This window comes from Streptomyces massasporeus (assembly GCF_014648995.1).
GTDB lineage: Bacteria > Actinomycetota > Actinomycetes > Streptomycetales > Streptomycetaceae > Streptomyces > Streptomyces massasporeus.
The window spans coordinates 1-13,363 of record NZ_BMSE01000039.1 but is presented as its reverse complement, the minus strand read 5'-3'; the positions used below and the strand labels follow the sequence as shown (position 1 = coordinate 13,363).

Annotated in this window: 18 protein-coding genes; 15 read left to right on the top strand and 3 right to left on the bottom strand. The window is 69.8% G+C overall.

Annotation, left to right across the window (positions count from 1 at the left end; all coding sequences use genetic code 11):
• The 10 genes from IE153_RS40470 to IE153_RS40425 form a co-directional block, all read left to right on the top strand.
• Window positions 1-2,690, top strand: a 2,690-nt coding sequence (locus IE153_RS40470) for a peptidoglycan DD-metalloendopeptidase family protein (protein ID WP_189594673.1), incomplete at its 5' end; no start/stop codon positions are given.
• Between the two features lie 10 nt (window positions 2,691-2,700).
• Window positions 2,701-4,932 carry a hypothetical protein gene (locus IE153_RS40465; protein ID WP_189594672.1) on the top strand — a complete coding sequence of 744 codons (2,232 nt, stop codon included), beginning with the start codon at window positions 2,701-2,703 and terminating at the stop codon, window positions 4,930-4,932.
• Between the two features lie 13 nt (window positions 4,933-4,945).
• Window positions 4,946-6,028, top strand: coding sequence for a DUF5047 domain-containing protein (locus tag IE153_RS40460; protein WP_229829432.1), 1,083 nt, complete (start codon window positions 4,946-4,948; stop codon window positions 6,026-6,028).
• Window positions 6,025-6,624, top strand: a complete 600-nt coding sequence (locus tag IE153_RS40455) for a hypothetical protein (RefSeq protein WP_189594670.1) — start codon at window positions 6,025-6,027, stop codon at window positions 6,622-6,624. Before IE153_RS40460 ends, IE153_RS40455 begins: the two co-directional genes overlap by 4 nt.
• Window positions 6,625-6,632: 8 nt before the next feature.
• Window positions 6,633-7,244, top strand: a complete 612-nt coding sequence (locus IE153_RS40450; RefSeq protein ID WP_189594669.1) for a hypothetical protein — start codon at window positions 6,633-6,635, stop codon at window positions 7,242-7,244.
• Between the two features lie 59 nt (window positions 7,245-7,303).
• The gene (locus tag IE153_RS40445; protein ID WP_229829431.1) at window positions 7,304-8,140 is read left to right on the top strand and encodes a peptidoglycan recognition protein family protein; all 837 of its coding nucleotides are present in this window, start codon (window positions 7,304-7,306) and stop codon (window positions 8,138-8,140) included.
• Between the two features lie 2 nt (window positions 8,141-8,142).
• On the top strand, window positions 8,143-8,505 hold the full coding sequence (locus IE153_RS40440) for a hypothetical protein (RefSeq protein WP_189594668.1): 363 nt from the start codon (window positions 8,143-8,145) through the stop codon (window positions 8,503-8,505).
• Window positions 8,506-8,949, top strand: a complete 444-nt coding sequence (locus tag IE153_RS40435) for a hypothetical protein (RefSeq protein ID WP_189594667.1) — start codon at window positions 8,506-8,508, stop codon at window positions 8,947-8,949.
• Window positions 8,946-9,305: a hypothetical protein gene (locus tag IE153_RS40430; protein ID WP_189594666.1), complete on the top strand. Its 360-nt coding sequence runs from the start codon at window positions 8,946-8,948 to the stop codon at window positions 9,303-9,305. The genes IE153_RS40435 and IE153_RS40430 overlap by 4 nt, the downstream gene beginning before the upstream one ends.
• 1 nt (window position 9,306) lies before the next feature.
• Complete coding sequence (locus IE153_RS40425; RefSeq protein WP_189594665.1) at window positions 9,307-9,465, top strand: hypothetical protein; 159 nt, start codon at window positions 9,307-9,309, stop codon at window positions 9,463-9,465.
• A 100-nt stretch (window positions 9,466-9,565) separates the two neighbouring features.
• Here the strand turns inward: IE153_RS40425 and IE153_RS40420 are convergent, their stop codons facing one another.
• Window positions 9,566-9,853, bottom strand: a complete 288-nt coding sequence (locus IE153_RS40420; RefSeq protein ID WP_189594664.1) for a sigma-70 family RNA polymerase sigma factor — start codon at window positions 9,851-9,853, stop codon at window positions 9,566-9,568.
• Window positions 9,854-9,920: 67 nt separating this feature from the next.
• On the opposite strand from IE153_RS40420, the gene IE153_RS40415 reads away from it, so the two are divergent.
• The 3 genes from IE153_RS40415 (at window position 9,921) to IE153_RS40405 (ending at window position 12,061) form a co-directional block, all read left to right on the top strand.
• The gene (locus IE153_RS40415) at window positions 9,921-10,748 is read left to right on the top strand and encodes a hypothetical protein (protein ID WP_189594663.1); all 828 of its coding nucleotides are present in this window, start codon (window positions 9,921-9,923) and stop codon (window positions 10,746-10,748) included.
• Window positions 10,749-10,823: 75 nt separating this feature from the next.
• A complete protein-coding gene (locus IE153_RS40410) occupies window positions 10,824-11,045 on the top strand; it encodes a hypothetical protein (RefSeq protein ID WP_189594662.1) in 222 nt (73 codons plus the stop codon).
• The gene (locus IE153_RS40405) at window positions 11,042-12,061 is read left to right on the top strand and encodes a tyrosine-type recombinase/integrase (RefSeq protein ID WP_189594661.1); all 1,020 of its coding nucleotides are present in this window, start codon (window positions 11,042-11,044) and stop codon (window positions 12,059-12,061) included. The genes IE153_RS40410 and IE153_RS40405 overlap by 4 nt, the downstream gene beginning before the upstream one ends.
• A gap of 64 nt (window positions 12,062-12,125) precedes the next feature.
• On the opposite strand, the gene IE153_RS40400 is transcribed toward IE153_RS40405, so the two are convergent.
• Window positions 12,126-12,464, bottom strand: coding sequence for a DUF6233 domain-containing protein (locus IE153_RS40400; protein WP_189594660.1), 339 nt, complete (start codon window positions 12,462-12,464; stop codon window positions 12,126-12,128).
• Between the two features lie 24 nt (window positions 12,465-12,488).
• Here IE153_RS40400 and IE153_RS40395 point away from each other — a divergent pair, with 24 nt between their 5' ends.
• A complete protein-coding gene (locus tag IE153_RS40395; protein WP_189594659.1) occupies window positions 12,489-12,695 on the top strand; it encodes a hypothetical protein in 207 nt (68 codons plus the stop codon).
• 37 nt (window positions 12,696-12,732) lie between these two features.
• Complete coding sequence (locus IE153_RS40390; protein WP_189594658.1) at window positions 12,733-13,008, top strand: hypothetical protein; 276 nt, start codon at window positions 12,733-12,735, stop codon at window positions 13,006-13,008.
• A gap of 90 nt (window positions 13,009-13,098) precedes the next feature.
• On the opposite strand, the gene IE153_RS40385 is transcribed toward IE153_RS40390, so the two are convergent.
• Window positions 13,099-13,302, bottom strand: a complete 204-nt coding sequence (locus IE153_RS40385) for a hypothetical protein (protein WP_189594657.1) — start codon at window positions 13,300-13,302, stop codon at window positions 13,099-13,101.
• Window positions 13,303-13,363 lie beyond the last annotated feature (61 nt).

Here is a 13,363-nt window from a genome sequence, read left to right as displayed (position 1 = left end):
AGGGGCTGGCTCCGGCGCTCGGCCCGGTCATCGGACTGATCACCCAGGTCGTCGGCGCCCTGGTCGGGCCCCTGACCGATGTGGTCCAGGCTCTGGCGCCGGTGCTCACGGACATCGCCCAGCTCATCGCGCAGGTGTTTCAGCAGCTGGTCGTGGCGATCCAGCCGCTGATTCCTATCGGGGTGCAGCTCATCACGCAGGTCTTCGACGCTCTGCGGCCGATCCTGCCCATCCTCGCGGACGCGTTCGGCACGATCGCCGAGGCGGCGATGCAGCTGTTGCCGCCGATCGTCGGCATCGCCGCCGAGCTCGGCCGCTCCCTGGCCCCGGTCATCGCCAGCCTCGCGCCGGTGGTGGCCGACCTTGCCCGCACGTTCGCGGGCATGCTCGCGCAGGCGCTGCCGCCGCTGACGCAGGCTCTGCTGATCCTGTTCGAGGCGCTGGAGCCGCTGTGGCCGCTGATCGGGCAGCTCATCGGCCAGGTGGTGTCTCTGGCGACGGGCCTGCTTGTTCAGCTGATGCCGTCGTTCGTGCAGCTGACGCTGGCCCTGATTCCGATCATCCCGTCGCTGGCGAAGATCGTTGCTCTGGTGCTGGAGCTCGCGGTGAAGGTGCTGTCGTGGCTCCTGCCGCCGCTGCTGTCACTCGCCGGGTTCCTCGTCGGCCTGCTGGCGGGAGCCCTGAAGACCGTGATCGGCTGGGTTACGGGCCTGGTCAAGATCATCGCGTCGCTGATCGGGTGGGTCGCTGACCGGCTCGGCCCGGCCATGATCTGGTTGCGCGACAAGGTGATCCTGCCGGTGTGGCGCGGCATCCAGGCCGGGATCTCGGGAGCCTGGAGCTTCATCCGCGACAAGGTCCTCAATCCGTTCAAGCTGTTCTTCACGGTGCTCGTGCCGAGCTGGGCCCGCACGATGGGCTTCAAGGTCATCGGCGCCTACCTGTCGATGCGCACCGGCATCAACTCCGTGTGGAACTGGATCAAGAAGAACATCCTTTCGCCGATCCGGGTGTTCTTCACCCAAACCGTGCCCGGCTGGGCCGTGACTCTGAAGGACCGGCTCGTCGGCGCGTTCGACGCGGCACGGAAGGGCATCGGCAAAGCCTGGGACAAGATCAAGAATGCGACGAAGGCGCCCATCAAATGGGTCATCGACGTCGTCTACAACCAAGGCGTGCGCGGCCTGTGGAACGCCGCAGCCAAGGTCCTGCCGATCGACAAGCTGCCCGCGTTCAAGCCCAAGGGCTGGGCGCGCGGCGGTGTGCTGCCCGGCTACCAGTCCCGGAAGCGGGACGACGTCCTCACCCCCATGCGTTCCGGCGAGGGCGTCCTCGTGCCCGAGGTCGTCCGCGGCATCGGGCCAGGCACCGTCCACGCCCTCAACGACGCGGGCAACCGCGGCGGTGCGGGCGCAGTGCGGCGCCTTCTGGGCTACGCCGAGGGCGGCATCGTCGGCCACCACGGCGGCATCGGCGACTGGTTCGGCGGCACTCTCGACAAGCTCGGCAACCTGATCAGGAAGGGGAAGGACTGGATCCTCGGCGGCGTCTACAAGGCCGCCCAGCTCGCCGCCAAGCCCATCCGCGAGCTCATCAGCCGGATCCCCGGCGGCACGACCGGGTTCGGCGCCCTCGCCAAGGCGCTGCCCACGTCGCTGCTGACTAAGGCGCTGTCGTTCATCAAGGGGTCCGAGGACTCCCAGATGGGCGGCGGCCAGTGGGTCAAGCCCGTCGACGCCGCCTACGGCACGAAGTTCGGCGTCGCCGGCCGCATGTGGTCCTCCGGCCGGCACACCGGCCTCGACTTCCCCGCGGCGGTAGGCAAGGCCGTGCACGCTGTCGCCAACGGGCAGATCGCATCGGCCCGTTCTGGTGGCCCCTACGGCAACCACATCCTGGTCAACCACGGGCACGGGCTGCAGTCCCTGTACGCCCACCTGTCGGCGATCGTGAAGAAGGCGGGCGCCGTCCAGGCCGGCCAGACGATCGGCCGGGTGGGCGCCACCGGCAACGTCACCGGACCGCACCTCCACCTGGAGGCGCGGGTCAACGGCAAGCCCGTGGACCCGATGTCGTACCTGACCGGAGGCGGCGGAAAGGGCTCCGGCGGTAAGGGCGTCCAGCGGTGGCGGGGCGTGGTCAACCAGGCGCTCGGCCTGGTGGGGCAGCCCGCCAGCCTCGCCAACACGACCCTGCGCAGGATGAACCAGGAGTCTGGCGGCGATCCGAACATCGTCAATCGCTGGGACAGCAACTGGAAGGCGGGGCATCCGTCGGTCGGCCTGCTCCAAGTGATCCGGCCGACCTTCCAAAGGCATGCGGGGCGGTTCCGCAACAAGGGCCCCTTCTCCTACGGGGTGTCCGTCGACCCGCTCGCCAACGTGTACGCCTCCATGCGATACGCGCTCGCGACCTACGGCAGCCTGTCGCGGGCCTACAACCGGCCGGGCGGCTACGACTCGGGCGGCTGGCTCGGCCCCGGGCAGACCGGCGTGAACAACCTGCGCCAGCCTGAAGCCGTCCTTACTCCGACTCAGTGGCGGACCATGACCAGCCTTGCCGCCGGAAACGGCAGCCTCAACGGGCTGAACGTCGCGGTGTACGTCGGCGACCGGGAGATCACCGACATCGCGCGGGCCGAGGTTCGCACAGCGCAGGGCGAGCTCATCCAGGTACTCAACGCGAGCTGAGGAGGATCTCTTGGCGATTCCCGGGAACCTCCTCAGCCCGACGACGGAGACCATCGACCCGAACACGTCGGGCTGGACGTCGCACCTCAACTGCACGATCCACGCGGGAATCGGGGGCCGGGCGGGCGGGGGCGGCTGCTTGTCCGTCCGGTCGGTGGCCGCGGGGGAGATGCAGGCCCGCACGGTCTCCTCCTATCCGATCACCGCAGGCACCGTCTATTACGTGTTCGCTGACACCGCTGGTGTGGTGGGGGAGCGGATCGGCATCCGCTGGATGTACGGGGCGATCCAGCTCGGCATCACCTGGTCGGTGCCGACGACGGGGTCCTCGGCGGCGTGGCACCGCGTGTCCGTCGCCGGGGTGGCTCCGTCCGGAGCGACGCAGGCGCAGGTGCTGCTGTCGTCGACAGAGGCCGGGGCGAACGTCTCCCACTTCTGGGAGAACATCTACCTCGGGGCGCCTGTCAGGACGATCGGCAACCTCTTCCCCTTCAACACGGAGAGCTCGGAGGTGGATGCCTCGGGCTGGGCGCCGGTCGTCAACGCCTCGATCAGCCGGCAGACGCCGGTCATGGGCTGGGCCGTCGACAACTATCTGGCCGGCGGCCAGACGTTGGCGATGACCGCCGTGGCCGCGGGCAATGCGTCCATCCTGGCGGTGGACCGGCCCACGGTCACCCCCGGGCAGGAGTACCTTGCCTACGCCTACCTGCAGCCGCCCACGGTGGCGTCGACGGCGTGGATCGAGCTGCGCTTCTACGACGTCAACGACAACCAGATCCAGGCCACCCGCTCTGTGCTCGCGCCACCGACTCCGGCGACCGGCATGTACCGGCAGCGGGTCTCCGATACGGCGCCCGCCAATGCCGCATCCTGCTCGCTCGCGGCCGGCCTCGACGGGGCGTCCGCCGGGCAGGTGCTGCGGCTGGAGACCATCGTCATCGCCGCGGCGCCCGAGCTGCAGGCCGGCACCGTCGTGCCCTACGCGGACGGCAGCTTCGAGCAGGGCGTCGCCGGGTGGACGGTCGCCAACGGCGTGGCCACGGTCGCCCGCACCAGTCCCTGGGGCGACAGCTACTTCGAGGGCGCCTACTCGCTGGCCATCACCAGCAGCACCGCCACCACCTCGACGATCCGCTCCGCGAAGTTCCCGGTCATCGGGGGCGTGAGCTGGCGGGCGCAGATCCTCGCCCACCCCGACGCGGGCACGTGGACGTCCGTGGTGGTGCGCGTCCGCTGGTACGACGACGCCAACGTCGAGGTGGGTGTCAGCGGCGGCGTCTCCTACGGGGTGCCCGGCTCCGCCTGGTACGTCATGCCGTCGGACAGCACCGCACCGGCCGATGCGACGCAGGCGTCCATCGACCTGGTGGTCACCGCGGCCACCACGGCGAGCGTGCTGAACGTCGACCAGGTCGTCCTGTGGGAGGTCCTGCCGCAGACCGCGGTCGAGGCACACTCCGACAGCGGCTACGCCACGCTGACGCTGCGGGAACTGCCCCTCGACGACTACACGATCACCGTGCAGCGGGTCGCCGCGGACGGAACACGCACCCTCGTGCGCGGACCGTCCGGACTCATCGACCGGCAGCCCATCACCTCGGACCTGCTCGTCATCGAAGACCACGAGGCGCCGTTCGGGGTGCAGTACTACTACGCGGTCACCGTCTACACCGCCGGCGGCGCCGTGCAGGTCACCCGTTCTTCCGGGCCCGTCACCCTTGAACTGCCCGACGGCAACGAGGCGTGGCTGAAGGACCCGGGCAACCCGCAGCGCAACGTGAAAGTCCTGGTCGCCAAGCCCCCGGACTGGCAGCGCCCCATCGAACAAGCCGCCTTCGTCATCCGCGGGCGCCGCAACAAGGTCGTCCTCTCCGGCCGGCGGCAGGGCCTCGAAGGGGAACTCGCCATCTGGACACGTTCGGACGAGGAACGGGCAGCGCTGCACCTGCTGCTCGACTCCGGCAACACCCTGCTGTGGCAGACCGCCCCCGGCATGGGCGTGGCCGACATGTACGTGTCCGTCGGGCAGATCACCGAAAGCCGGGTCAGCCCGCTCGCACAGGAGCAGTGGCGGGCCTGGACGCTGCCGCTCACCGAAGCCGACCTGCCGCTCACCACAGGCGTCAACGGCGCCGCCGGCCGCACCTGGCAGGACGTTGTCACAGAGTTCGCGACCTGCGCCGACCTGCTGGACGTGTACGCAACCAGTGAGGCACTGCTGCTCGACCGCCGGGGGTGATGCCGTGTACCCGGTGTCAGACCGGTTCCTGCGGCGGCTCGCCGAGCCGCACCGCGTGGCCACCAGCGTGCAGCTGTTCCTCACCGATGGACGTGTGCTCGACCTGGAGCACACGGGCGGCAGCGTCACCGTCGACCGCGGCCAGGCCATCCGCCGCACCTGCACGGTCACCGTCGCCGACCCGTCGCTGATCCCGCGCACCCCCACGGACCAGCTCGCCACCTACGGGGCGCGGCTGCGGATCTCCCGCGGCATCGACTACGGCGACGGCACGCAGGAGCTGGTGCCGATCGGCCTGTTCAGGCTCGACACCGCCGACGGCGATATCAACGAAGGACCCGTCAGTCTGCAGGGCAAGGACCTGTCCGCGATCGTCGCCGACGACCAGTTCACCGAGCCCTTTAAGGTGTCGGGCACGGTCGTCGGCGCGGTCACGGCGCTCATCCAGCGAAGCATCCCCACGGCCGATGTCATCAGCTCCATCGTCGACACCCCTATCGGCGCCCGCGTCTTCGACGTGGAGGGCGATCCGTGGGCCGGGGCTCAAGAGATCGCCGCAGCGGCCGGCGCCGAGGTCTACTGCAACGCGGACGGTGTGTTCGTCATCGCCTCGCTGCCCAACCTGCTGACCACACCACCGGTGTGGGCGATCGAAGCCGTCGAAGGCGGCGTCTACATCTCCGCCAACCGGGCCATGAGCAGTGATGGTGTGCGCAACGGCGTACTCGCGCGCGGCGAGAACACCTCCGAGAACGTGGCGCCGGTCAGCTTCCTCGCTGTCGACGACGACCCGGGATCACCCACCTACTGGGGTGGGCCGTTCGGCCGCCGCCCGAAGTTCATCTCCTCCAGCGCCTACACCACCCTCAGCGCCTGCGCCCAGGCCGCCAACGCGGAGCTCGCCAAGAGCAAGGCGCCGAACGCCTCCGGCGACATCAGCTCACTGCCGAACGCAGCCCTCGAACCCGGCGACGTGCTGCGGGTGACGCACGAAGACGGAACCCGCGAACTCCATCAGGCCGCCGCATTCACCGTGCCCCTCAGCGAGGCTGGCGACTTCCCCATCTCCACCATCAGCGCCAAGGAGGACGCGTGAGCAAGCCCAGCCCGAGCATGCACCGCGACCTCGCCTGGGCTCTCAAGCAGCAGGCCAAACGCACCGGGGAGCGCGCCCCATCGGTGCGCGGCGCCGACTGGCGCACCGCCGTCGTCACCGCGGTGAACGGCGACGGCACCGTCGACGCCGACGGCATCGAAGACATCCGCTGCCTCGACCGGTACGCCCTGCCGTCGGTCGGCGACGTCATCCGCATCGACCAGTCCTCCAGCGGCAACTGGCTCGCCCTCGGCACCCTGGCCACCGTCAGCGGCTGGACCACGCTCACCCTCGCCGCCGGCTACACCAACCCGGGTCACGGCTACACCGCCAGCTGGATGCGCGAGGGCCGCCGCATCTGGATGCGGGGCCGCATCGGACCCACCTCGGGGACGATCGCCGACGGCGACACCCTCGCCACCATCCCCACCGCGATCCGGCCCGGCGTGGCCGTCGCCTGGGCAGTCGCCCGTGACGCCGGGGCCATGCCCGCCGTGTGCCGTCTGGAGATCACGGCGGCCGGTGCTCTGCGCACCTTCCAGTCCACCAGCCTGCCGACGTGGGTGGCCCTCGACGGCATCAGCTACACCATCTAGGAGGGCCCGTGACCGCGCCGGACCAGTGGGGCCAGGGCATCGCCCTCTGGCAGATGACCGACCCGCCCAGCATCCCCGACGCCATCAAGGCCTTCGCCGACGGCGTCATCCCGCGCGGCGTGCTGCGCTTCGCCTCCGCATCCGCCCGCGGCGCCACGCTCACCGCGCCGGTCGAGGGCATGCTGACGTGGCTGCAGGACGTCAACCGCCTCGACCTGTGGGACGGCAGCAGTTGGGTCGCCGTGTCGGTGGGCCGCTCCTCGTGGACGACCATCACGCCCGCCTCGCCGTGGACGCAGGACGGCAACTCCAATGGCACCTTCCAGTACCGGCTGCTCAACATCAGCGGCGAGGAGAGCCTCCAGTTCCGCGGTGCGCTCGCCCGGGCCTCCTACCCGACGTCACCTACGGGCAGCTACGTAGTCAATAACACCGCCCTGCCCAGCGCTGTGCGGCCCAGCACGCTGCGGACCGTCCTCATCCCCTGCTCGGACACCAGTAGCGACCGCATCGCCCTCAAGTTGGATGTGAAGACCGACGGCTACCTCGAAGTCTTCGGGTTCTCCGCGTCCGTCAAACCTCCGTGGATCGGCTTCAACGGCGTCACCGTCAGCCTGTAGCCGCCACCCCAACCCGCGCCCCGGACCGGGGCCTTTTTCATGCCCGAAAGGGGCCCACCTTGAAGCTCGTCACCAGAGCCCAGCTCGGCTGGCCCGCGTCGGCCGCGCCGACACAGACCACCGCCAAGGGCGTGAAGGTCCACTACGAAGGCTCGCCGGTCAGCACCAAGCTGCTCACCGACCACAACGCGTGCATCGCCGAGTGGAAGAACATCCGCGCCTCGCACCTCGCGAACAAGGCCGAGAACTACAGCGACGTCGCCTACAACTACGCCGCCTGCCCCCACGGCTACTTGCTGGAGGGCCGCGGCCTGCGCAAGCGCACCGGCGCCAACGGCAACCAGGCCCTCAACCAGGCGCACTACGCGATCGTCGGCCTCGTCGGCTCCTCCGGGCTGACCAAGCCCACGGACGCCATGCTCGGCGCGATCCGCGACGGCATCGACCTGCTCCGCAACAACGGCGCCGGCAGCGAGATCAAGGGGCACCGCGACGGCTACGCCACCGCCTGCCCCGGGCCCGAGCTGTATGCGTGGGTGCAGAAGGGCGCACCCCGACCCACCGCACTCCAGGAGGACGACCCCATGGCGGGCATGACCAAGCAGGACATCTACGACGCCGTCTGGAAGACCGACCAGGTCGCCGCCCCGGACACCGCGCCGGACCGGAAGACCAACGTCAACTGGCAGCCGCAGTCCTACATCAAGGACATCGGCAACCGGGTGCGCGCCATGGACGCACGGCTCACCGCCCAGTCCGCCGCCATCACCAAGCTGGCGCAGCTCGTCGGCTCCGACGTCGACACCGCCCAAGTCGTCGCCGCCGTGGAGAAGGCCATCGCCGACGCCGTGGTCAAGGTCAGCGTCGACGTCACCACCGAGAACCAGGAGTCCTGACCATGAAGCTGTTCGGTAGAGAGCCTGCTCTCGTCATCGCCGCCGTCTCGGCCGGTCTGTCGCTGCTCGTCACCTTCCAGTTCGGCCTGTCGGCCGAGCAGGCCGGCGCGATCGTCGCCGTCATCTCCGCCGTGTTCGCCGCGGCCACGGCGGCCGTGACCCGGCCCATCGCGCCCAGCGCGTTCACCGGTCTCGTCGCCGCGGTGGCTGCCCTGCTCGCCGCCTACGGCCTGGAGCTCGGCCCGGAGAAGATCGGCGCCCTCAACGCGGTCGTCCTCGCCGTCCTCGGACTCCTCACCCGCGGCCAGGTCGCCCCGGCCAACCCCAGCGCCCCGGCCACGGCCGAACCGCCCCGGGCGGTCTGAGTGCCCTGCCGTGCGGCCCGGCGGCTGTACAAGGCCCTGGGCCGCCGCGGCGTCTTCCTCGCGATCCTCGGCGTCGGCAAAACCTGCTGGGGCGTGTCGTTCCTCGTCGACCCGCCCAGCGACCAGGGCCTGCAGCTCCTCACCGACCTGTGCAGCCTCCGCCACTGGTCGTGGCTGTGGATCGTGTGCGGCCTCGTCACCTTCGGCTCCGCGTTCCTGCGCGTCGGCCGCGACTGGTTCGGGTTCGCCGCCGCCATCATTCCCCCCACTGTGTGGGCCATCGCCTACACGGCCGCCGTCGTGAGCGGCCAGTACTCCCGCGGCCTGTGGGTCGCCATCTGGTACCTCACCTCCCACGTGGGGGTCATCCTGTGGGCGGCCACGGTTCCCGAGTATTCGGTCCCCCGCGTGCCAAGGCCTGCCCGGAGAGGCAAGGCCGCATGAACACAGCAGCCGTCGTCGTCACCGTGGTCGGCTCGCTGCTGACGCTGACCGGTGTCGCCTTCACCGCGCGTGCCACCACCCGGGCCGCCCAAGCCACCGCCCGGGCGAACACCGCGGCAGCCCAGGCCGCGGCGGAACCGAATCAGCGGGCGGAGGACCGGGCCGCATTCGATGCGATCAAGACGGAGCTGCGTACCGAACTGACCGCCTGCCGGGAGGAGGTGCGGGGGCTGCGGTCCCTGGTGCGGTCGTTCGCCTGGTACGTGGGGGAGCTGACCGCGCAGATGCGCAGCAACGGCATCGAACCGCCAGCCCCGCCTGCTCGGGTCGACGAGTACAACCGAACTGGAGTCTGAGATGCCTGACCCGATCCCCCTCCGCCCGCGCCGGGACGACACGGCCGCCGACATGCGGTCCCTCGTGCAGCTGGGGGAGGCCGAACCCCAGCCCATCCCCGCGCCGGCCATCAACCCGTTCCAGGAGCCGGACTGGCCGCCGGACGACGAACCCGCGTGAACGACAACGCCCCCACCGCTCTCGGCGGTGGGGGCGTTCTGCTGTGCCCGGGCCCGGAGTTGGCCCGTCGACCTCTCGATAACATGCCATATCGCGGGCGTTATTTGGGCTGATTGTCCGACTCTCCGTCCGCCCGCTTGCCGGTGGTCCGGCCCTCGGCGATTTGCTGAGCGCGCGCCCTGCTGATGCCGAGTTCGGCGGCAACCTGAGCATGGCTGAGCCCGTCGTCGCGCATCTCCCGCACGGCTTCGTGTCGGATCTCGCGCAGCCATTTCTGCAAGTCGGGGATGGCTTGCAGTGCCGCGCCTACATCCTTGGCGCGCCGTGTGGCGTCGCCCTGCTCGGCGAGATGCTTGAGGTTCTCGAAAGGGCTCGGCGGGTTCGTCATGGACTCAGTGTAAGGGGTGGGTTGACATATGTAAGGGGTCCCCTTACGATTAGATCAGGAGGCTCCCATGAAGCATGTAGTGATGTGGTCCGGTGGGATCACAAGCTGGGCCACCGCCCGGCACGTCATCGCCGAACACGGCGCGGCCAGCACGGTCCTGCTGTTCGCCGACACCAACGCCGAAGACGAAGATCTGCACCGCTGGAATCGCGAGGCAGCCGCGCAGCTCGGCATGGACCTGATCCGCGTCGCAGACGCCCAGGAGCGCGACCCGTGGCAGGTGTTCGAGGATAAGCGGTGGCTCGGTAACACCCGTATTGCCCAGTGCTCCCACGCGCTGAAGCAAGAGCCGTGCCGCGACTGGCTGACCGCCAACACCGACCCAGCGGACACCGTGCTGTACGTCGGGATCGACTGGACCGAGACCCACCGCATCCCCGCCGTTCGGTCTGGGTGGGCGCCGTGGCAGGTCGAGTTCCCGCTCACGCAGCCCCCGTACCGCGACAAGGACCAGTGGTTCATTGAGGCCGCAGCCGTCGGCCTGCGCCGTCCCCGTCTGTACGACCTCGGGTTCGCGCACAACAACTGCGGCGGCGCCTGCGTCAAGGGCGGTCAGGCGCAGTGGGCGCGGCTCCTGGACGTTTTCCCCGAGCGGTACGCCCGCGCCGAACGCGCGGAGGAGAAGATGCGCGCGCTCCTCGGCAAGGACGTGTCGATCCTCCGTGACCGCCGAGGTGGCACGACGAAGCCGTTGACGCTGGCCGCGCTTCGGCAGCGGATAGAGCGCCGCAAGGTCGAGCAGCCTGATCTGTTCTCGCTACTGGACGCCGACCCCGATGACGTCATCGACACGCAGGACTTCGGCGGCTGCGGCTGCTTCACCGACGCCGCATGACCCGCCCGTGATGATGCCCCGGCTGAGGTAAGCAGCCGGGGCATCGCCCCTACCGTATCTAACTGGAGAGCAGCCGTGACCAAGAAACCGCCACTGGAGTGCGCCCTGTGCGGCGCCGAGATCTGGAACTGGACCCCGACCGTGTGGAGTGACGGCCCGAACCGCGAGCCGTTCTGCGGCGACGACTGCCTAGCTACGGCGACTGCCGTCAGTCAGAGCATTCCGCCCGCTATCGACCGGGCGGTGCGCCGCGACCACAGCCTGTGTGGCAAGTACCCGTGCTCGGACTGCCGATGACCAACCTCGTCCCGCACCAGCCGGACGCCGCCCCCGCCGTCTACGACGCTGCGACGCTCGCCGTCCTCGCCGCCATGGAAGAGGCAGCCGAGAAGCACCTCGACGCCATCCGCCCCCACAACACCAAACGCAGCTACGCCAACGACTGGGCACTCTGGGAGGAGTTCCACGACTGGCTCGGGGAGCACACCGGGCACCGCATCGCCTCCACCAACGTCACCAAGGGCACGCTCGTCGGATTCGTCGTCTGGCTCGACACCATCAAACTCGCCGCCCCCAACTCGATCGACCGCCGCATCACCGGCGTCACCGTCACCGCCCGGAACGAACACGGCATCGAAGTCCCCAAGGCCGCCACCGTCGCCGCCCGGCAGGCCCTCAAGCCGCTCAAGAACGACCCCGAACGGATGGCGCGCGGCAGGGGCAAGGCCGCAGCCGTCACCCCCGAACAACTCCGCCAGATGAACGCCGCCGTCGCCGACGGACTCACCGGACTCCGCGACCGCGCCCTCTGGCTGATGGCCTTCGCCATCGCCGGACGCTCCGCCGAAGTCGCCGCCCTCCGCGCCGAGGCGATCGTCCACGTCAGCCAAGGCCTCGAAGTCCACGTCCCCGCCGTGAAGGGGAGGCCGCCCCGGGACGTCGTCGTCGGCTACGGCAAGAACCCCGACACCTGCCCCGTCCGGGCCTGGCTCACCTGGCGCGCCGCAGCAGGCATCACCAGCGGCCCCGCCTTCCTGCCCATCACCGTCCACGGCCGCCTCGGCAACCAAGCCCTCTCCCCAGAAGCCGTCCGCGAGATCATCGCCCGCAACGCTGAACGCGCTGGGCTGTCCGTCCGGCTCACCGGGCACTCGATGCGGGCCGGGTTCATCACCACCTCTCGACGCGCAGGGAAGCGAGAGGAGAAGATCCGCGAACAGTCCGGGCATGCCGAGAACAGCCCCGCCTTCTGGGGCTACATCCGGGAGGCCGACAAATGGACCGACGCGGCGAGCGAAGACATCGGGCTGTAGCCGCCCGCCCCGTGCCACACTACCCGCAGCGCCCGCCGAGCATCCCCCGTCTCGGCGGGCGCTGTCACGTCTGCCGCAGGCCCGGCTCCGGGTTGCAGACCCCGCACATCTCCACGTGCAGGCTTTCGTCCTCGAGCGCCAGCAGCGCCTCGTCGCGGGTGAGGAATCCGTGGTCGCCTTTCCAGATGCAGCAACCGCCACGGTGCAGCACGGTCCTGCGGTCGCGCGCCGGCTCCAACTTCCACCGGGCCTCGTCGCGCGCCCGCTGCGCCTGCCGCCGCCCCCGCTCGACCTCCGCCTGCAGGGTGCGGATCTTCGCCCGGGTGGTGCGCAGCTGGTAGTCCAGCCACTCCTCCAAAGCGGTCAGCTTCGCGAGGCGCTCTTCGGGCGGCATGTCGTTCATGTGTTCGAGTCTAGGGTGGTCGGCGTGAGCAGCAACCAGGACCCCGCCCGCTACCACCTCACCCTCACCTCCGAGGGGGAGCCGGCCATGCAGGGCTGGTGGGGGAGCGAAGCCGTGGCCCGCGGCAAGGTCACCACGTGGATCAGGCACTGGGGCCGGCCCGGGGCGCACATCACCCTCGTCGACGAGGACACCGGCGCTGTGTTGACGACTTGGCCGGACGAGGCGTGACCGTCTGCCATCCTGGCGAGGACGCGAGGAGGCGCCCATGCCCGAGCAGATAGCCGCAAGGTGGACGCGGCGGATGTGGGACCAGTACATGACGCAGGTCGGCGACAGCATCTCCGAGCCAGAGATCAGCGTGCTCACCTTGCAACGCACCTGGGTTCCCCGGCTGACCATCGCGTGCCCGTTCTGCCTTCGCATGCAGTCCGAGATGACGGTGGTGCAGGCCGAGGGGAGCGAGTCCTTCACCGCGACGTGGCGGGAGTGCCAGCACGCCGTCGCCGTCGAAGGCCCCGGCGTTGTCAGTGGCCCGGGCTAGCCTGAGTAGATCGTTGTCCGCGCTTTCTGCGTGTGCGACTACTCGAATGGCGCCCCGTCGGTGGTCACGCACCAGCGGGGCGTCGCGGTGTCAGCCCTCGGCGGGCGCGTGCCGCACGGCCTTCTTGAGCGCCATCTCCACGTCGACCCGCGGCATTCCAACCGCCTCGGCGTGCGCGGTGATGGCGTCCTGCACGGCGTTGGCGGTGGCGACGGTGAGCCGCCCGGCCCGGTGCTCCTCCCAGGCGGCGCGCTCCAGGGCTATCAGGGTGTCGGGGAACTCGATGTCGCTCACGGAGCAGGATCTTAAGCCGGGCGGTCACGAGCCCTTCACGCGGCCGTCGTCATCTCTCCGC

Excerpts from the sequence above, each read along its gene's own strand:
- IE153_RS40440 (WP_189594668.1), top strand. The coding sequence starts at position 8,143 with ATGAAGCTGTTCGGTAGAGAGCCTGCTCTCGTCATCGCCGCCGTCTCG.
- IE153_RS40430 (WP_189594666.1), top strand. The coding sequence starts at position 8,946 with ATGAACACAGCAGCCGTCGTCGTCACCGTGGTCGGCTCGCTGCTGACG.
- IE153_RS40425 (WP_189594665.1), top strand. The coding sequence starts at position 9,307 with ATGCCTGACCCGATCCCCCTCCGCCCGCGCCGGGACGACACGGCCGCC.
- IE153_RS40420 (WP_189594664.1), bottom strand. The coding sequence starts at position 9,853 with ATGACGAACCCGCCGAGCCCTTTCGAGAACCTCAAGCATCTCGCCGAG.
- IE153_RS40415 (WP_189594663.1), top strand. The coding sequence starts at position 9,921 with ATGAAGCATGTAGTGATGTGGTCCGGTGGGATCACAAGCTGGGCCACC.
- IE153_RS40405 (WP_189594661.1), top strand. The coding sequence starts at position 11,042 with ATGACCAACCTCGTCCCGCACCAGCCGGACGCCGCCCCCGCCGTCTAC.
- IE153_RS40400 (WP_189594660.1), bottom strand. The coding sequence starts at position 12,464 with ATGAACGACATGCCGCCCGAAGAGCGCCTCGCGAAGCTGACCGCTTTG.
- IE153_RS40390 (WP_189594658.1), top strand. The coding sequence starts at position 12,733 with ATGCCCGAGCAGATAGCCGCAAGGTGGACGCGGCGGATGTGGGACCAG.